We start from the raw sequence: 18,496 nt of genomic DNA, 5'->3' as shown, positions 1-18,496 counted from the left end.
GCGCTCACATCGATTCGCCAGGCCGGCTTTCGCGAGCCGGTTGCGCGAAGACCCCGCGGGTATCGCCGAACAGACGTGCGGACAGCAGGCCCGCGAGCATGCCGCCTGCAAGCGGCGCGGCCCAGAAGAGCCACAACTGGTCCAGCGCCCAGTCACCGACGAAGAGCGCTGGTCCGGTCGACCGAGCTGGATTCAGCGAGGCATTGGTAACGGGCGTCGCGACGACGTAGCTCAGCATCAACCAAAGGCCGGTGACGAGTGGACCGATCAGATTCGCCGATTGGCTGCCGGACGTGAGCATGCGCGCCAGCACGAACGCGAACGACATGGTGATTTCGACCGCGAGTGCGGAATGAAGCTGATAGTCGGCAGGAGAGTGATCGCCGTAACCATTTGCACCGAACTCGCTTGCAGCAAGCTCGAAACCAGGCCTTCCGCTGGCGATGTAGACAAGCAGCGCTGTGCCCACCAGCGCACCAATCACCTGAGCAGCGATATAGGGCGCGAGATCGCGTACCGGAAAGCGATGCGCCATCACAAAACCTACCGTGACGGCGGGATTGAAGTGCGCGCCCGAGAAGCGTTCAAGGACGTATGCCGCCGTGGCTAGCGCGAGACCAAATGCAAGCGGCGCCGCGAGAAAGCTACCGCCCTGCGCGCCCGCGTTCAGTACGGCTGTGCCGCATCCTGCGAACACAAGCCACGCCGTTCCGGCACCTTCGACAATCAATCGCTTTCCAAGCCCTGACATGCATCCTCCGGTTACTGTGCCGTCCCGATACTTTTTGAGACAAACTTGCACTCTTGCGCCCGGTGTCGATTGATTTGCATAGCGAATCAATGTCATGGCGCCGCGCCCCCACAATCCGGGAGTCCAACCGACGATTGTTGATCCAGCGAGCCAGGCAGAAAATCGGATAACTCCGAAATCATTCAAGTGAGGCCGATCTGACAGGCGTAGTCGATCAGATCCGCTTCGGTTTCGAGCCCAAGCTTGCGCATTGCGTTGCGCTTCTGCGTGCTGATCGTCTTTGCACTGCGGTCCAGCCTGGCGGCGATCTGGCTGATCGTCATGCCGCTCACGTACATCGTGAAGACCTTCCATTCGCCCGCGCTCATCACACCTGCCCGTGGGTGCGGCGTACCCGCCTTTGCTATGGCGGCGCGCGCATGGTCCGACAGATAGCCCTGACCGGTCAGCGCGGCGTCGATCGCGTGAATCAGCGACGACGTGATGTCGCGCTTGTCGACGACGGAGGCAACGCCATGCTGCAGCAGCCCCATCAGGATTGACGCCTGGTAGACCATGGTGAGCACCACGACGGGCAGTTGCGGCGTGTGATACAGAAGCCGCCTCAGGAACTGGATCGCATTGCTCTCGCCATCGATGCCCGGCATGCCGATATCCGTGATGACGACGTCACACGGACACACGTCGAGCAACTCGGCGAGTTCATGCGTGCTCGTCGCCTCGCCGACCAGCAACACGTGAGGTATCTGCTCCAGCAAACTCCTGACGCCCAACCGCACGCACGCGTGATCATCAGCGACGATGACGCGAATCTCGTTTTCCATCTTGTTATGATCTTGTTGATTGACCGCCACCGCACAACGCATTCCCCTCAAGGACGGTCACGTTGTCACCCTGATGCCTCGAACGCTTAAACGCTCCCTGCCTGCTCAACCGAGCCGCCGGTGTGATCGTCGATCACCATGCCGTGTTCGGCCGCGAAGCGGAAAAGATCGGCATCGCTTTGCAAAGAGAGTTTTCGCATTGCCGTACATTTCTGTGCACTGATCGTCTTGACGCTGCGGCCGAGCCGGAGCGCGATTTCAGTGACGCCTCGCCCCGTTGCATAGTGCGTCAGCACCTCGAGTTCGCGCCGCGAAAGAACCTGCCGCACGTAGTCGACGCGGCGCGACAACGTGGCGTCCGCAAGCAGCCCACGTATGGCGGGACCGACATAGCATTCGCGAGCCAGTGCTGTGACGATTGCGACGTGGATCAGGTCGATCCGGTCACGCTTGCTGACGACCGCGCCAACGCCCAGCGCGATCACTTTCTGCAGCGCATCTGCCGCGGTCTCCATGGTCAGCACCACGATCACCACGTCCGGGTGACGTTCCCTGAATTGCCTGACCATCTCAACGCCGTCGCCATGTGTTCCGCCGGCCATATACAGATCCATGACGACGAGCTCGCATTTGACCCGCTGCGCCTCGGCGAACAATTCCGACGGGTCTGTTGCCCTCCCGACGATCTGAATTCCTGGGAAGCCCGACATCAGATTCTCCATCGCGAGCAAAACCAGAGGATGGTCGTCGGCGATGACAGTGCGGATCGGCGGTGTCGCGTCGTTCCTGGTATTCACGCGTAGTGTCTCCATGTGCTGTAACGCCTGTTATAAATTTGATGAGACCTCAGCCAACTGAGAATCAGTGATTCAAATGCCTGCAGACATAAGAATTCTCCCAATCTGGAAGAATTGATAGTCCCGCACATTGATTAGCTATCCTGTGTGATGTTTTGTGTGAATCCGTGCGCGCGCACAAACGCGAACAGTCCGGGATCGTTGCTGACGCCCAGCTTCGCCATTGCATCGCGCTTTTGCCGACTCACTGTGCGAACGTCCCGACCGAGATAACGGGCGATCTCTGAAATCGACTTTCCGCGCACGAACATGTTGATCACCTCGGCTTGACGAGGCGAGAGATCGCGCATGGGCGACATGCCGAGCGGCTCGCCGCTCGCTTCAGACAGCGTATGCAGGATCGACCGGCTGACATAGGAGCGCCCCGACCCCGCCGCGCGGATCGCCGCCGCCAGTTCATCCATCGATTCACTCTTGTTGAGCATGCCGATCACCCCGTAAGTCATGATCGAGCGAAGGATGGCGGCATTGGTCAGGCTGGTCAGCACCACAATGTGCACGTTGGGCCAGCCGCTACGTATGCGCCGGATCAGTCGCAACCCGTCGTCAGCATTGCCCGTTGCGTCGGGCATGGTCAGGTCTGTGACAAGCACGTCGCAAGGCGACTGCTCCATCAACTGAACGAGTAACGATGGACTCGTTGCCTCGCCGACGATCGTGAACCCTCCGTGCGCCACCAGCGTGGCCCGGATACCGAGCAGAACAAACGGATGGTCGTCTGCCAGCATGATTCGAAGATTCACTCGTACCGCCTTGTTATTGGTTTGTGTTTGTCAATGTTGAAACGAACTCGCTTTATGACAATGCTCGCAACATATAACGAATCGTGTCCCGACAAACCAAATCAAAACATTCCCGGCAAAATTGGAATATCAGAGAGTTCCGAATCGATGTCTGATTCAAAGACATCCTGGGAAATTCATTGATTTATCGTCAATTGATGGATTTTCGCTGAGACTATGTCATTCGCTATTCCGCGCACTATTTCCGAAATTTCGAAACGCACGTTAGGACACGGACGCACCATCGATGCAGACACAGAACGGCAACCGGGTGAACGAAACGATCGTCGCATGGTTCAGCCAAATCATCTTGGACCAGAGATGAATAAGAGTGACTTCACAGAACACCAATCGATCAATATGCGCAAAAAAGAGAAACACCCTAAGAAGATTGAAGTATCAAATTCATTCTTAAAATAATTCTGACTCTCGAACCAGAAAAATCAGACATGAGATAGCGCTTTTATTTACAAAATAATTATATTAATAGCACACTTAAAATTCGTAAAAAGAAAAAAGGCGTCCGACACATGGCCGGACGCCCACAGCAAAGTTCAAGAATGGGCCGCCAGACTCATACCCGCACTCTCGACGTGTAGCGCGCCATGCGCTGCGGCTTGGGAAAAACAGGAAGCGCAATCAGTGCACACACGCTCGCAATCGCCCATACGGCTGGCCACGAGGTGGCTGCGAGCAACGGCGGAATCACCAGCGGCGTGACGAACAACGTCATGAACGCGCACGTGTTGCCCATCGCGAGCGCCGTGCCCGCGCGGCGCGTTCCTGCGAGCGTCGCCAGTTCCGTGTAGGCGACGCCGTGCCACGCGGACGCGCTGACGCCGCCGAGCACCACCATCGCCGCGAGCATGGCGGGTAGCGCACCATGCGCGCCGCCCGTGCGCGCTGCGATCAGCGCAAGCGCTGCGAACAGCAGCGCCGTCAGTACGCTGCAGGCGCGCATGTACTGACGCCGGTTGCCATGCCGGTCGGTCCAGTGTCCGCTCCAGACGCGTGCGGCAGCCGCGCCCGTCTGCACGGCGGCCATTGTCGCGCTGATTTCGAACACGCCGGCATGCCCGAAGTCGTGCAAAAAGACCGTGGCGAATGTCACGACAGCCAGTTGCGGCACGCACAGCACGCCGATGCCCAGCGCCACACGCCACACACCGACGTCGCGCAACGGCGAAACCTGCTCCGCCTGCGCGTCATGCGCGACGCTCCGCTGCCCGGCCTGCGCAACCGGAACGGGCGGTTCGTGCAGCCAGCGCCAGGCAAACCACGCGGTGACCGCGCACAGCATCGCGAGCACGCCATACACGCCGACAAAACCGACATGCGCAGCCAGCGACGGCAACGTCAGCGCACCGAGCCCGCCGCCAGCCGGCACGGCCGTCTGCCGGATGCTCATCGCCAGACCGCGCGCGCCGTCGCGAAACCAGGCCAGCACCGCGCGCCCGCTCGAGCCGCTGACGCTGCCGCCCAGCAGACCGACCGCGAGCAGTCCGAGCGCAAGCGGCACGAGGCCCGGCGCGGCGGCGCCACGCGGCACGACGAAGCCCGCCCTCACGGCCAGCGCAGCGGCCGTCGCCAGCAAGCCGAGCAGCAGCACGCGCCGGTCGCCCCAACGGTCGGTGAGCAGTCCCCATGGCAACTCGCTCACGGCAATGCCAAGTCCGAGCATACCGAGCACGAGGCCAAGGCCCTCATTGCCGATGTGATAGCCGTTGCGCAGGAAAATTGCCGTGGTCGGAATGCCGGAGAACGCTGCCGAGAAACTCGCGTTCGCGGCAAAGCCCACGCCCAGCACCTTCCAGCGATGATTGCCGCTCACCCCGCCTGCTGCCTTCGATACCTGAATCCCTTGTCCCACAATCACCTCCGGATCACTCGATTGACGGCTATCGTAGGATTGGACGATTAATCGGAAAAGCGGGAAAATTGGATGTCATCCATCGGAGAAACCGAAACATGAACCAGCGCGCTTTCGATCTTTCCCAGTTGCGCACTTTCGTGGCCGTCGCGGAGGCGGGCAGCGTGTCGGCGGGCGCGGAGCGCGTATTCCTGTCGCAGTCGTCGGCGAGCGAGCAGTTGAAGAAGCTCGAAGAGCGCGCGGGCCAGCCGCTGTTCGTGCGTGGCAAGCAAGGCGTCACCGCGACGCCCGCAGGCGCGAAGCTGCTCGACCACGCCCGCCGCATTCTCGCCATGAGCGAAGCGGCATTCGAAGACCTGCACGGGCGCTCGCTCGACGGCGAATTGCGCATCGCGATCACCGATTACTACCGGCCCCACGATGTCGCACGCGTGCTGAAGATGTTCTCGGAGCAGCATCCCCGCCTGCGTCTGCATGTGACCGTGCTGCCGAGCGCGGTGATCGATAGCAGCGTCGAAGACGACGCGACCTTCGATATCGGCCTGTCGCTGCGCATCGTCGCACCGGGCGCGAAGCGCGCGGCATCGAACCGCACGCAGGCAGCGAGCACGGTCGTGAGGCGCGAAAAGCTCGTATGGGCGATGTCCGCCGATGCCGACGCACGGCTCATCGCCGCGCCGTTTCATCTCGTGCTGTTGCCGTCGACGTGTCAGCTTCAGCGCTTCGTCGTCCGGTTGCTCGATGAAAACAAGGTGCCGTTTCTCGTCTCGCATTCGGCATCGGGCATGGCCGGGCTGCAACTCGCGCTGAAAGCGGGGCTCGGCGTTTCATGTCTGAACGAATCGTCGATCGGCTCGGGCACGGCACCATGTCCGCCGTCTGTCGGCCTGCCTCCGTTACCCGCCGTCGAGTTTCATCTGCTGCCCGGCAGACCCGGCGAAAGCGCACATGTGACGCATGCGCGCGACGCTTTCATGCGTCTGCTCGCATGAGTGCCGTTGCAGTATCTGCAAAAGTACTTAGTTGACACGACAATCTCTGCAAGCGTCGCGGAGCTGCGTTGAAACGTGGCAGATTGCCACCTATGATGATTGCAACGCCAGCGTCATTCTGAAGCCTTACTGTATTGATGCGCGTGCCGAATCGCCGGCAAGCGCGGCACTTGTGCGAGCGTCATCTGTACCCTCATCTGCACGCCCGTGTGGACTTGAATAGACTGTCGGCGCCACACATTGCGCATGGCATTTCCCTGTAGTGGCCGCCTTCATTCGTATGTCACGCGTCGCTAGTGCGGCTGCGGTAGAGAAGCAGAAGAGCAAGAAGAGAACAGCGCCAGGTGACGCTTCCCTGGGGTTTGACACAACGATTAGAAACTCTCTCCCTACGAGGCCAGTCGTGCATCGCAGAACCGTCGGCAATTCGATCCTGTTGCTGTTTTGCGTCCTGTGCGCGCTGCATGCGCGACCATCATTCGCGGCTTCAAACGATGCGCCCGCGCCGTCCGCGATGGATGAAAAAATGCATGCGTGCACGACCTGTCACGGTGTGCAGGGCCAGGGGCGCAACAACGATTATTTTCCGCGCATCGCGGGCAAGCCTGCCGAGTATCTGTTCAACCAGTTGACGGCATTCCGCGACGGCGGCCGCACCTATCCGCCGATGGGCTATCTGCTCGCGTTTCTACCCGACGAGTACCTGCGCAAGATCAGCCAGTATTTCGCCGATCTGCAGCCGCCTTATCCGAATCCCGATACCAATCCGCTGCCGCAAGCGACGCTCGACTACGGCAAGCAGATCGTCATGCAGGGCGACGCAAAGCGCGGCATACCTGCGTGCGCCGCGTGTCACGGGCCACGGCTGACGGGACAGCAGCCAGGCATTCCGGGTCTGCTCGGCCTGCATGCGAGCTATATCGCCGGACAGATGGGCACATGGCGTTCGGGCACGCGCCACGCGCTCGCGCCCGACTGCATGCATGGCATCGCCATCAAGCTGAGCGACAAGGACATCACCGCGGTGTCGATCTGGCTCGCGCGCCAGCCGCGTCCCGACGATCCGCGTCCCGTGTCGCGCCTGCCCGGCAAGCTGCCGCTCGCATGTGGGAGCCAACCGGAATGAAGACTTTCTCCTTTCGCTCCGTCTCCGTGCGTCGCGTAACCCTGTCGATTGCTGCGAGCGCCGCGTTCGCACTCTGCGCTTTCGTGCCTCACTCGACGTTTATCGCCGCTACGCATGCAGCGGAAACCAGCGCGCCTGCTGGCCCGGATACACGCCCTGAAATCGTCAGACGCGGCGAATACCTCGCGCGCGCAGGCGATTGCATCGCCTGCCACACGGCGCCACGCGGCAAGACATTTGGTGGCGGGCTGGCGATGGACACACCGTTCGGCACGCTCTATACGCCGAACATCAGTTCCGACAACGAGTACGGCATCGGCAAATGGACCGCCGACGAATTCTTCAAGATGATGCGCACGGGCAAGAGCCCGGACGGCAAGCTGATCTATCCGGCCATGCCGATTGCGGCCTACACCAAGGTCACGCGCGAAGACTCCGACGCGATCTTCGCGTATCTGAAATCGGTGGAACCCGTGCATCAGCCGAGCCGCAAGCATGCGTTGCGCTTTCCGTTCAACCAGCGCGAACTGCTGGTCGGATGGCGCTCGCTGTATTTCCGCGAAGGCGAGTTCCAGCCGAACCCGAGCCGCTCGGTCGAATGGAATCGCGGCGCGTATCTCGTCGAAGGACTCGGCCACTGCTCGATGTGTCACACGAAGATCAACATGCTCGGCGGCTCGTCGAAGAGCGAGCAGTTCGCGGGCGGCCTGATTCCCGTGCAGAACTGGTACGCGCCGTCGCTCACGTCCGACAAGGACGGCGGACTCGGCGACTGGAGCATCAAGGACATCGTCGATCTGCTGCAGGCTGGCATCTCGGATCGCGGCGCCGTGTATGGCCCGATGGCCGAAGTCACGTATCACAGCCTGCAATACATGACCGATGACGACGTCAAGGCGATGGCCGTATACCTGAAGACGCTGCCCGACAACGATCCCGGCCGCAAGACGGGTCCGTCTGCAACGGTAAAGCCAGCCGTGTTCGAAACCGGCCAGCGCATCTACATGGCGAAATGCGCGACCTGTCATGGCGAGCACGGCGAAGGCCATCTGCAACACTACCCGCCGCTGGCGCACAACCAGTCGATCGAAATGGATTCAGCGGTCAACCCGATCCGCATCGTGCTCAACGGCGGCTTCCCGCCCGGCACGCAGCGCAACCCCGAGCCGTACGGCATGCCGCCGTTCGCGCAGGAACTGAACGACACCGATCTCGCCGCCGTCGTCACGTATATCCGCACCGCGTGGGGCAATCACGGCCTGCCCGTGACGGCGAAGCAGGTCAACGAACTGCGCAAGGCGCCGCTTCACTAGCCCACGGCGCTCAACCAACCTTGTCCTCGGAGAATTGGCAGATGGACCCTAACGTTCACTCCGGCGACCACTCCGGCAACGCTTCGGACGACGAAGTCCAGCGCATCGTCGCGCAAGGTCCGCATGGCGCGATTGCCGTCGCGGGCGTGGCGGCTGTGGTGGTACTGGCAATCTGGAGCGGCTTCTACTTTTGCGTGTTTCTGCCGCGCGGCGTCATTCACTGATCATGTCGACCCAACCTTCCCATTCGCCGGATAACGGCCACGACATCGCCGAGCGCTCGGAAAAGCGCTGGGCGTATTTCGTCATTGCGATTGTCGTGTTCATGCTCGTGGTGGTCGTGTATTCGGGCCTGCACTACGCGATGATGCCGCCGTCGCGTGTCGAAACCATCGATCCGTCGCGGCTGCAGATGTCGGGGGAATTCGTCGAGAGCAATCTCGGTACGGGCGTCGATCCGGATGGCACGGTCGTCGTGCGCTTCATCGCGCAGCAGTACTCGTTCACGCCGCAATGTCTGCTGGTGCCGGCGGGTACGGACATCACCTTCCGAACGACCAGCGCCGACGTCGTGCACGGCCTGCTCGTCACGGATACGAACATCAACACGATGGTCGTGCCCGGCTACGTCGCGACATTTTCGTCCTCCTTCGACAAACCCGCCGATCACCTGATGCCCTGCCACGAATTCTGCGGCTTCGGCCATCAGACGATGTGGGCGCACGTGAAGGTGATCGACAAGGCTGCCTTCTTCGAACAGGCAAAACAACATCGGAGGCTCAGCTGTGTTTCACGCTAAGCGACTCGTTCTCGCGCACTTCTGGCTCGCGTTCATCGCGTTCGGAATCGCGCTGCTGCTGGGCGCATGGCAGATGCTCGTGCGCAGTCCGCTGCATCCGTGGATCGGCGATCCGGAACTGTACTATCGCTCGGTGACGGCGCACGGCACGGTGATGGCCTATGTGCTGCCCACACTCGTGGCGATGGGCTTCGGATACGCAATCGTGGAACTCGCGCTGCAACAGGCGCTGGTCGGCCTGAAATGGGCGTGGGGCGCGTTCATCCTGCTGGTGGTCGGCGCGGTGATGGCGATGGTGCCTGTCGCGGCAGGTCAGGCATCCGTGCTCTTCACCTTCTATCCGCCGATGATCGGCAGTCCGTTCTATTATCTTGGTGTCGTCCTGGTAGTGGTCGGCTCATGGATCTGGGTCGCGCTGATGGGCGTCAATCTGCATATCTGGAAACGCGCGAATCCCGGCAAGCCAGTGCCGCTCGCGATGTACGCAAACGTGGCGGGCGCGTATCTGTGGGCGTGGACCGCCGTGGGAGCGGCGCTCGAAATCCTGTTCCAGATTCTGCCCGTCGCGCTCGGCCTGAAGAACACTATCGATGCGGGTCTCGCGCGCGTGCTGTTTTCTTGGACGCTGCACGCCATCGTCTATTTCTGGCTGGTGCCGTCGTATATCGCGTACTACACGCTGGTGCCGCGCGCGATCGGCGGCAGGCTGTATAGCGATTCGATGGCGCGTGTGTCGTTCATCCTGTTCCTCGTCTTCGCGATGCCGATCGGCATTCACCATCTGTTCGCCGATCCGCAGGTCGGCTCGGGCTTCAAGTTCGTGCACGCCGTGTTCACGGGCATGGTCTCCGTGCCGACACTGCTGACCGTCTTCACGATCTGCGCATCGGTGGAAATCGCGGGACGCCTGCGCGGCGGCAAGGGCGCATTCGGCTGGCTGAAAGCGCTGCCGTGGGACAACCCGATGATGCTCGTCATCGCGTTCTCGTTCATCATGCTCGGCTTCGGCGGCGCGGGCGGGCTCATCAACATGAGCTATCAGCTGAACGAGACGATCCACAATACGCAGTGGGTCACGGGGCACTTCCATCTGATCTTCGGCGGCGCGATCGTCATCATGTACTTCGCGATTGCGTATGAACTGTGGCCGCAACTGACGGGCCGCGCGATTGGCTCGCTGCGCCTGATTCGCTGGCAGTTGTGGCTGTGGTTCATCGGCATGATGGTGGTCACGTTGCCGTGGCATTACGTCGGTCTGCTCGGCGCGCCGCGACGCATGGCGTACTACGATTACAGCAATCCCGCGATTGCGCCGCAAGCGATCTGGGTTGCCGTATCGGCCATCGGCGGGCTGATTCTCGTGATCTCCGGCGCGCTGTTTCTCTACATCCTCGCAAAAGCACAGTTCGGCGTGATCGAACAGCCGAAGCAGTTCCGCTTCAGCGCGCCCGTGCATCCCGTCGAGCGTGTGCCGGCTGCACTGAACAGCTTCGGCTTGTGGGTCGCGTTGATGATCGGGCTGACGGTCGTCAACTACAGCGTGCCGATTGCGCAACTGCTCGGCTTGCAGCAGACCTCGGTGCCGGCGGTATCGGTGGGAGCGCGGTCATGAGCGACGAACGCGTCTTCAGCTTCAGCAACCGCTGGTTCACGTCGAGTGTCGGCGGCGTGATCGTGATCGCTATCGTGGCGATCCTGATTGGCTTTGTGTGGCTGCCGTCGAAGCATCCCGACTTCACGCAGCGCGGCCTCTGGGCGACGATCTGCAGCGCGGCAGGCGTGCCGTCTACCTGGTTCACGCAGAGCGACAACATCGCTGGGCCGGCGCCGAGCAATGTGATCGTGCTGCCGCCGCTACCGCCGTGGGGACGCACGCGTCCGAGCGCCGAGTCGATCGGGCGCGGCGCGACGCTCGCGCAGAACTGTTCGATGTGTCACGGCGTCGAGAGCCTGATCCAGGTCACGGCGCCCGTGCTCGCGGGTCAATACGCGGACGTGATCTACAAGCAGTTGCGCGACTATCAGAGCGGCCAGCGCATGAACTCGATTATGCCGCCGATCATCGCGCATCTGAACGATGGCGATCTGCACGATCTCGCCAACTACTATTCGACCTTGCCGCGCCCCGCTGCTGTCGAGCAGGCGACGGCCGAAGACGCGGTGATCCGCAAGTTCGTCAACGAAGGCTCGCCGATGCGCAATATCGCGCCGTGCGCGGCGTGTCATGGCGATCGCGATCGCAAAGGTGCGGCGCCGTGGCTGGGCGGGCAGTCGTCGGTGTATATGGCGGCGCAACTGCGCGCGTTCGCGAGCGGCGACCGGCATAACGACATCAACGAACAGATGCGCAACGTTGCGCGCAATATGACGCCTGAGGAGATCGACGGCGCGGCGAAGTATTACGCGCAGCGGCAGCCTTAAAGCGATATGTACATCACGCATGCAAACGGCGGTGCAGGCAGACATGCTTACACCGCCGTTTTGTTTTCACCGTCCGCACGCACCAGAGATCCTGCGCGTTAGATCAAGCGCTGACTCATACGCATTACGTCAATACATCCCGCCCAGCACACTCTGTTCGCCCGCCCAATCGAATCGGCAACCTTAACTCTCTTTTACAAAACGAGGGGTGGTGCCCGGTATCGTCGCAAAGCTGCTTACGTCATGACATATCTAGCCACGCGGAGACAACTGGATGCGCGAAAACAAAGACCTCAAAATCAACGAATTCACTTTAAGCGCTGTGATACTCAAAGCCGTTCATAGCCTTTCTCAGGAGCCGGTATGACGACGCCGCGACTCGTCGCAAAGGGCGACATGACCACCACCAGAGGCCGCGTGATGGAGGGCTCGTCGACCTGGTATGCGGATAATGGTCAAACCCTTGCGCGGTATCACGATCTGGCGACGTGCGGAAATTGCAAAGGACTGTTCCCAATCCTCGGCACAGCCAGAGACTGGATGGACGATGGCAGGCCATTGGTAAAGCATATGGATCGTGTTCTTTGCCCATGCAGGAATAATCGCGTGGTTGCGAGCGGGAGTTCACCGTTTGTGTATACAAGCGAGAGCAAAGCAGCAACGGCGCAATCTGTCTCGTCGAGGCCGATAACGGCTTTTGACGAACAGATTCGCGCCACCGGCAACGCGACGTTCCATGACTATCCGTATTTCATTGAAACGACAGACGGACGTTCGTTTTCAGGTCGCGTTTCCCAGGGCGACCACCTGCCACGCGTTTTCACGGAAACCACCGACGACTATCAGATCTATTGGGGCGATGATGCGCTCGCGAGGGAACATGGAACTGCATGATGCCCAATAAGAGAACTACCGTCACGACCAATTCGCAATCGGGTTCCGTCAAGGAAGTACAACTCAACGTGCTGACCTTTCGCGAGTTATGGGACAACTACCCATCTGGAAACCCATACGACAATTCAGCATATAGAGACCAATGCGCGATCCGAATGAGCGTCATGTTTCATCGCGTTGGTATCGAGATGAAGTCATTCTCGGAGAAACTCATCAAACCTGCATCAGATCAGCCGTCAATCGGGCGCATCATTCTCGACGGGAAGATCACGGCCACCCGCGCAGACGAATTGGGGGAATGGCTGAAGTTGCAGCCGTTTGCGGGGCTCTCTAGGGCAGAGGACATTACTGGCGCTGATTGGGAATCAAAGATCAAAGGGCGCACAGGAATCGTTCAGTTTTCGCGTTACTGGACGCGCCGCGGAGAAACCGCGGCCAGTGCCACGGGCGGACACATCGATCTTTGGAATGGTGCACGCCTGACAATCAGCAGCGCACCGGATGCAGTTGCAACGATCAGCCGCTATCTTGGCAAGCAATCCTTCTTTCCCGGAACAGACTTTGGCTGGTCCGATCTTCGGAATGCCCGATCGATTCTGTTTTGGGAGATCAAATGATGCGCCGCTGGCTTAACACCGCAGGATTTGCCCTTGCAGGCGTGCTTAGCGTGCTTGCATGGTCATCAATCGATGCACAGTTTTGCGCAGCGTACGCACAACTATGTGCTCCGCGCGTTGGGGAGTGCGGCGGTGGGGTCGACACCTGCGCTACAACGACACGAACGATTGCCGAGTTTGTCTTATATGTACTCGTGCCACCCATCGTTTTCGCCGCGCTAGGATATTTCCTTTCTGGAAGACGCATCAGTGTGCCGCTGGCAGCGATGTACATCGCTCTCGCAGTGCTCGCCCACTGGCTTTCAACGCTCATTGCGATGCGTATCTTATAGAGTCAGTGCGCGGTTCCCGAAGGAAAAAGCCGCACTCACATGCGGCTTTTTATTTGAAGTAAAACACGATACGCACCTTGAATCAGGCCGTCTCCATCTGCATCGACAGATCCTGCTTCGGCGCAACCGCGCGTCGCACAGCGCCACGCGATGACGGGCCCTGCCCGCTATCCGTCCTGAACACGGACACAGCCGCCGTCAGGCGGCGCGCCTGCTCTTCCAGCGAACTCGCGGCGGCCGCAGCCTGTTCGACGAGCGCTGCATTCTGCTGCGTCACTTCATCCATCTGCGCGACGGCGAGATTTACCTGATCGATGCCCGTACTCTGTTCGGTCGCGGCCTCGGCGATCTCGCTCATGATCGCGCTGACGCGCGCGATGGCATCGACGATGTCCGTCATCGTCGAACCTGAGCGCTGCACGAGATCGGCACCCGCCGTCACGCGCTCATTCGATTCGCCGATCAAACCTTTGATCTCCTTCGCCGCCGCCGCACTTCGCTGCGCCAGCGAGCGCACTTCACTCGCCACCACTGCAAAACCGCGCCCCTGTTCGCCCGCACGCGCCGCTTCGACGGCCGCGTTCAACGCGAGAATGTTGGTCTGAAACGCGATCCCTTCGATCACACCGACAATATCCGCAATCCGCCGCGAATCATCGACGATTGCCTGCATCGTGCCGACCACCTGCTGCGTGAGATCGCCGCCTTGCGCCGCCAGCGTCGATGCGCCCTGCGCAAGCGAACTGGCCTGCTTGGCGTTGTCGGCAGTCTGCTTGACGGTGGACGTCAACTCTTCGATGCTTGCCGCCGTTTCTTCGAGCGACGCGGCCTGCTCCTCCGTGCGCTGCGACAGATTCGTATTGCCCGCGGCGATTTCGCTCACGCCCGTATCGATCGAATCGGTACCGTGGCGCACCGTGTTCACCGTCGCGATCAGCGAATCCTGCATCTTGCGCAGCGCCGCCGCGAGCCGGCCCATTTCGTTGTCGCTGACGACGTCGATGCGGCTCGTCAGGTCGCCGTTGGCGATGCGCTGGAACTGTTCGATGGTGGCATCGACGGGATGCACGATGGCGCGAATCATAATCATGCGGCCGAGCCACGCGAAAATCAGCGTCGCCGCCATGCCGATCGCGACACCGACGCTGATCGTATAGAACAGGTGTTGCGCGTCCTGATAACGCTGCTCGGCGTGATCGAGCTGCAGCTTTTCGAGCGTCAGCATGGCCTTTTCGTAAGCGCTATAAAGCGGCGAGAGCTTGTGCGCCTGAAGCTGCTGGAACGCGGCCTTGTCGCCGGATTTGAGCGCGGCGAGCGCGGGTTCGACGCCTTCGTGCAGGAAGGTGTCGCGCTTGTCCTGCATGTCCTTGATGAGACGCTGTTCGTCGGCGTCGTTGCTGGCCTTGCTGATGTAGTGCGCGACGCGATCGTTCGATACCTTCAGGTACGTATCGAAACGCTTGAGCACGGCGTCCGCGCCTTCCTGATCGTTCAGCTCGATCAGCGACGCATAGGTGGCCAACGCGAGACGCAGGCGCAGCAGCTGGCCGGCGCTGCCTTCGAGATCCGCCACGGCGGGCGTATCGACGGTGTACATCTGTTGTAGCGACGCGTTGCTCTCACGCAGGGATAACAGCCCCGCCGCCGCGCCGATCAGCAAGACGATGCCGAACAGCACGACCATCAACGTGAGATACGCGCGAATCGAAAGACCTTTCAACATGAAGCATGTCTCCTATGGCCACCTGACGGGAATCTCCCGGTTCCAGGGCAGGCTTGCTGCGCCCAGGCCAATCGGCAAGGTCCGCAACCCGATTAATCGATTAGAAATTAAGCAAACGCACCACGCTTTCAGTTACGGCGGATTCGCTCAAAACTTTATGGCCTGTCAGCCTGCTTTCGGCCGAAACCGCCATGTATTTGATCTGGCGCATAGACATGTGCTGCTTGCCGAATCTTTCTTCTCGCTATTTGGGTTTGGTGCGCCTGATTTAACAGTCTGGATCGAGACTTGCCCGCGTGGCCAAGTTGTTGGACAGTAGCGAAGCGACAGCTTCGCGGACCACGCTCATGCAAGAGACATTGTCAGCGCTGGTGGTGTTCGTTCTGCTTCTGGCGGGAACGGGTGTCGGTTTTTTCGGCAAGCCTTATCTGCCCGAAGAGCATCGCAGGCATGAGACGCTGCAACTGATCCAGCTCGTGATGACGATGCTGGTGACGTTCGCGGCGCTGGTGCTGGGCTTGCTGACGGCCTCCGCGAAAAGCAGCTTCGACACCGTCGGCAACGACTTCCGCTCGTATGCCGCCGAACTGATCCAGCTCGACACCGCGCTGCGGCAGTACGGCCCGGAGGCGCAGCATTCGCGTACTTTGCTGCGTGCCTACACGGCCGCCGCGATCGCCGCGACATGGCCGAGAGAAGATCCGCCCGCCGGCAACTATCCGAAGTTCACCACCGATCTGGACCACGACAAGCTCGAAGACGTGAATCTCGGTGACATGCTGAACGACTCGTTCATCGCGGTGCGCAAGCTGCAACCCACCGACAGCTATCAGCAACACACGCAGGCCGAATGCATCGCGCGTTTCGAGCGCGTGATCCGGGCGCGCTGGAAACTGATCGAAGAAGCGCACAGTTCGATCTCGAAGCCGTTCCTCACGACGCTCACCTTCTGGCTGATGATCATCTTCCTGTGCTTTGGCATCGTTGCGCCGCGCAATGCGCTGGCGCTGGTGATGATCATGCTGGGTGCGGTATCGATTGCGTCTGCCGTGTACGTGATCGTGGATCTCGACACGCCGCTGACGGGGCCGATCGTGTCGTCCAGCCAGCCGATGCGCGATGCGCTCGCCCATCTTGACCGTGCACCGTAGACCGCGCTTCAACCGATCTTCAATCCGCCGGCCGCATCGAAAATTTCGCGTAGCCATTGCGCGAACACCCGCACGCGCGACGATAACTGACGGCTTTGCGGATACAGCACCGTGACAGGCATTGGCGGCGGCGGAAACTTCGGCAGCACGATGACGAGACTGCCCGCTGCGAGTTCGTGCTGCACCCGATAGCGCGGCACCTGCACGAGACCGAGACCGGCAACGGCTGAACCTGTGTACAGGTCGGTCCCCGTCACGGAAACGACCGCATGCAGATTGATGTCGACGACGCGCTCATCGACGGTGAATTCGAGCGGCAGCGCATTGCCCGTCGCGCTCGATATGTAGTTCACGGCGCGGTGGGTGGCAAGCGCGGCGAGATCGCCGGGTGTGCCATGTGTTTCCAGATACGCCGGACTCGCTACCGTCACCTGTTCGAGCCGCGCCACGCGCCGCCCGACCATCGACGAATCCTGCAGATTGCCCGCCCGCAGCACGCAGTCGATGCCCTCGCGCACCAGATCGACCAGCCGGTCGTCTTCGCCGATGTGCAGTTCGATACCCGGATAGCGCGCAAGAAATGCCGGCAGCGCGGGCACGATGAAATGCCGCGCGAGCGTGCCTTGCAGGTTCACGCGCAGCAACCCCTTCGGCGCGGCGTCGCGGAACGAGCCTTCCGCTTCTTCCATATCGGCGAGCAGGCGCACGCAGCGGCGGTAGTACGCCTCGCCGTCGTGCGTGAGGCGCACGGTGCGCGTCGTGCGTTCGAGCAGACGGGCGCCGAGCCGCTGCTCCATGCGCTTCATCAGGTTGGTGACGGTGGCGCGTGGAATCTGCAGATCGTCGGCGGCGCGGGTGAAGCTCTGCCGCTCGGCGATACGCACGAACACCTGCATTTCCTGAAAACGGTCCATGTCGGTAGGCGGCGGCCTCACGCGGCGCCATTGTTAAAGTGAATGGAATGATGATAACAACTTTCGCCCGATTATCTCTTCGTCGCAATGTCCGATCATTCCTCTCACCAACCCACCACTTCGAGGAATCAGATCATGAACAACGTCAAGAACGCACAGGTTGCCATCGTCACGGGCGCATCGCGCGGCATCGGCGCGGCGATTGCGCGGCGGCTCGCCAGCGATGGCTTCGCAGTCGTCGTGAACTACGCGGCAAGTTCGAAGGAAGCCGATGCGCTCGTCGCTGAACTGAAGGCGGAAGGTGCGGCAGCCATCGCCGTGAAAGCGGATGTGTCGAACGCCGACGACGTGCGCCGCATGTTCGATGCGACCGAACAGCAACTCGGCAGGGTCGATGTGCTCGTCAACAATGCGGGCATCCTGAAGACCGTGCCGCTCGCCGACACCAGCGACGCGTACTTCGCACAGGCCTTCGATATCAACGTGCGCGGCACATTCAACACGCTGCGCGAAGCTGCCACGCGCATGAACGATGGCGGGCGCATCGTCAATTTTTCGAGCACGACGCTCGCGCTGAACATGCCGGGCTACTCGGTCTACAACGCGACCAAAGCCGCTGTTGAATCGTTCACGCATGTGTTCGCGAAGGAATTGCGTGGGCGCAATATCACCGTCAATGCCGTGGCGCCGGGACCGGGGGCGACTTCACTGTTTCTCGACGGCAAGACGGAAGAGCAGATTCAGCACTTCGCGAAGCTGCCTCCGCTGCAGCGCCTGGGGCAGCCGGAAGATATTGCTTCTGTCGTCGCGTTTCTGGCGGGACGGGATGCGGGCTGGGTGAATGGGCAGGTGTTGCGGGCGAATGGGGGTGTGGCTTGAGCCGCGGCGTCTGATTCGGCTGTGCTGTCGCCGCGATAGAGCTAGATGCGATACGCCGGCGCAAAGAAAAACACCCCGCTCGATGGCGGGGTGTTTTCGTGTTCATTCGACGCTGTGCGCTTCAACGCGCCGTCGGTGCAGCAAGCTTAGGACGGAATATCGTCATCCATCTCATCGAACCCGCCGCCAGCCGGCGCGCTCGGACGGCTCTGACCGCCGCCGCCACCACCACCCGACACACGGCCACCACC

The 18,496-nt window shown here is 60.9% G+C and carries 20 protein-coding genes; 13 read left to right on the top strand and 7 right to left on the bottom strand.

All coding sequences use genetic code 11. From position 1 onward, the window contains the following. Positions 1-4: 4 nt before the first annotated feature. The 4 genes from DK391_RS36760 to DK391_RS36745 form a co-directional block, all read right to left on the bottom strand. On the bottom strand, positions 5-751 hold the full coding sequence (locus DK391_RS36760) for an aquaporin (RefSeq protein WP_109482915.1): 747 nt from the start codon (positions 749-751) through the stop codon (positions 5-7). Between the two features lie 182 nt (positions 752-933). Continuing rightward, a complete protein-coding gene (locus tag DK391_RS36755) occupies positions 934-1,575 on the bottom strand; it encodes a response regulator transcription factor (protein WP_109482928.1) in 642 nt (213 codons plus the stop codon). A gap of 86 nt (positions 1,576-1,661) precedes the next feature. Beyond that, on the bottom strand, positions 1,662-2,372 hold the full coding sequence (locus DK391_RS36750; protein WP_239483052.1) for a response regulator transcription factor: 711 nt from the start codon (positions 2,370-2,372) through the stop codon (positions 1,662-1,664). A gap of 134 nt (positions 2,373-2,506) precedes the next feature. Beyond that, positions 2,507-3,160, bottom strand: coding sequence for a response regulator transcription factor (locus DK391_RS36745; RefSeq protein WP_109482913.1), 654 nt, complete (start codon positions 3,158-3,160; stop codon positions 2,507-2,509). A gap of 231 nt (positions 3,161-3,391) precedes the next feature. Between DK391_RS36745 and DK391_RS44640 the strand changes: the two genes are divergently transcribed. Continuing rightward, positions 3,392-3,634 carry a hypothetical protein gene (locus DK391_RS44640; protein WP_162601014.1) on the top strand — a complete coding sequence of 81 codons (243 nt, stop codon included), beginning with the start codon at positions 3,392-3,394 and terminating at the stop codon, positions 3,632-3,634. A gap of 154 nt (positions 3,635-3,788) precedes the next feature. Here the strand turns inward: DK391_RS44640 and DK391_RS36740 are convergent, their stop codons facing one another. Then, positions 3,789-5,084: an MFS transporter gene (locus DK391_RS36740; RefSeq protein ID WP_239483051.1), complete on the bottom strand. Its 1,296-nt coding sequence runs from the start codon at positions 5,082-5,084 to the stop codon at positions 3,789-3,791. Between the two features lie 98 nt (positions 5,085-5,182). On the opposite strand from DK391_RS36740, the gene DK391_RS36735 reads away from it, so the two are divergent. From DK391_RS36735 to DK391_RS36695, 9 genes are all read left to right on the top strand, one after another. After that, positions 5,183-6,076: a LysR family transcriptional regulator gene (locus DK391_RS36735; protein ID WP_109482912.1), complete on the top strand. Its 894-nt coding sequence runs from the start codon at positions 5,183-5,185 to the stop codon at positions 6,074-6,076. 403 nt (positions 6,077-6,479) lie between these two features. After that, positions 6,480-7,202: a c-type cytochrome gene (locus tag DK391_RS36730; protein WP_109482911.1), complete on the top strand. Its 723-nt coding sequence runs from the start codon at positions 6,480-6,482 to the stop codon at positions 7,200-7,202. Then, on the top strand, positions 7,199-8,515 hold the full coding sequence (locus DK391_RS36725) for a cytochrome c (RefSeq protein WP_109482910.1): 1,317 nt from the start codon (positions 7,199-7,201) through the stop codon (positions 8,513-8,515). The genes DK391_RS36730 and DK391_RS36725 overlap by 4 nt, the downstream gene beginning before the upstream one ends. 41 nt (positions 8,516-8,556) lie before the next feature. Further along, the gene (locus DK391_RS36720; RefSeq protein ID WP_109482909.1) at positions 8,557-8,739 is read left to right on the top strand and encodes a hypothetical protein; all 183 of its coding nucleotides are present in this window, start codon (positions 8,557-8,559) and stop codon (positions 8,737-8,739) included. A gap of 2 nt (positions 8,740-8,741) precedes the next feature. Then, the gene (locus DK391_RS36715) at positions 8,742-9,314 is read left to right on the top strand and encodes a cytochrome C oxidase subunit II (protein WP_109482908.1); all 573 of its coding nucleotides are present in this window, start codon (positions 8,742-8,744) and stop codon (positions 9,312-9,314) included. Beyond that, positions 9,301-10,926 carry a b(o/a)3-type cytochrome-c oxidase subunit 1 gene (locus tag DK391_RS36710; protein ID WP_109482907.1) on the top strand — a complete coding sequence of 542 codons (1,626 nt, stop codon included), beginning with the start codon at positions 9,301-9,303 and terminating at the stop codon, positions 10,924-10,926. Before DK391_RS36715 ends, DK391_RS36710 begins: the two co-directional genes overlap by 14 nt. After that, positions 10,923-11,735, top strand: a complete 813-nt coding sequence (locus DK391_RS36705) for a c-type cytochrome (RefSeq protein WP_109482906.1) — start codon at positions 10,923-10,925, stop codon at positions 11,733-11,735. The genes DK391_RS36710 and DK391_RS36705 overlap by 4 nt, the downstream gene beginning before the upstream one ends. A gap of 363 nt (positions 11,736-12,098) precedes the next feature. After that, the gene (locus DK391_RS36700; RefSeq protein WP_109482905.1) at positions 12,099-12,629 is read left to right on the top strand and encodes a PAAR domain-containing protein; all 531 of its coding nucleotides are present in this window, start codon (positions 12,099-12,101) and stop codon (positions 12,627-12,629) included. Further along, on the top strand, positions 12,629-13,246 hold the full coding sequence (locus DK391_RS36695) for a type VI secretion system amidase effector protein Tae4 (RefSeq protein WP_109482904.1): 618 nt from the start codon (positions 12,629-12,631) through the stop codon (positions 13,244-13,246). Before DK391_RS36700 ends, DK391_RS36695 begins: the two co-directional genes overlap by 1 nt. 414 nt (positions 13,247-13,660) lie before the next feature. On the opposite strand, the gene DK391_RS36685 is transcribed toward DK391_RS36695, so the two are convergent. Continuing rightward, entirely contained in the window at positions 13,661-15,301 is a 1,641-nt protein-coding gene (locus DK391_RS36685) for a methyl-accepting chemotaxis protein (protein WP_109482903.1), read from the bottom strand. Here DK391_RS36685 and DK391_RS44635 point away from each other — a divergent pair. Further along, positions 15,300-15,620, top strand: coding sequence for a hypothetical protein (locus DK391_RS44635; RefSeq protein WP_162601013.1), 321 nt, complete (start codon positions 15,300-15,302; stop codon positions 15,618-15,620). The genes DK391_RS36685 and DK391_RS44635 overlap by 2 nt on opposite strands. 28 nt (positions 15,621-15,648) lie before the next feature. Further along, positions 15,649-16,452, top strand: coding sequence for a hypothetical protein (locus DK391_RS36680; RefSeq protein ID WP_109482925.1), 804 nt, complete (start codon positions 15,649-15,651; stop codon positions 16,450-16,452). 8 nt (positions 16,453-16,460) lie between these two features. Here DK391_RS36680 and DK391_RS36675 read toward each other — a convergent pair whose 3' ends face one another. Then, on the bottom strand, positions 16,461-17,366 hold the full coding sequence (locus DK391_RS36675; RefSeq protein ID WP_109482902.1) for a LysR family transcriptional regulator: 906 nt from the start codon (positions 17,364-17,366) through the stop codon (positions 16,461-16,463). A 135-nt stretch (positions 17,367-17,501) separates the two neighbouring features. Between DK391_RS36675 and DK391_RS36670 the strand changes: the two genes are divergently transcribed. Further along, the gene (locus DK391_RS36670) at positions 17,502-18,245 is read left to right on the top strand and encodes an SDR family oxidoreductase (protein ID WP_109482901.1); all 744 of its coding nucleotides are present in this window, start codon (positions 17,502-17,504) and stop codon (positions 18,243-18,245) included. Positions 18,246-18,496: the final 251 nt, after the last annotated feature.

It is taken from the genome of Paraburkholderia sp. C35 (assembly GCF_003121405.1).
In the GTDB taxonomy this organism is placed as follows: domain Bacteria; phylum Pseudomonadota; class Gammaproteobacteria; order Burkholderiales; family Burkholderiaceae; genus Paraburkholderia.
Note: the sequence above shows the minus strand (reverse complement) of the source record. Positions and strands in the feature narration are given on the sequence as shown.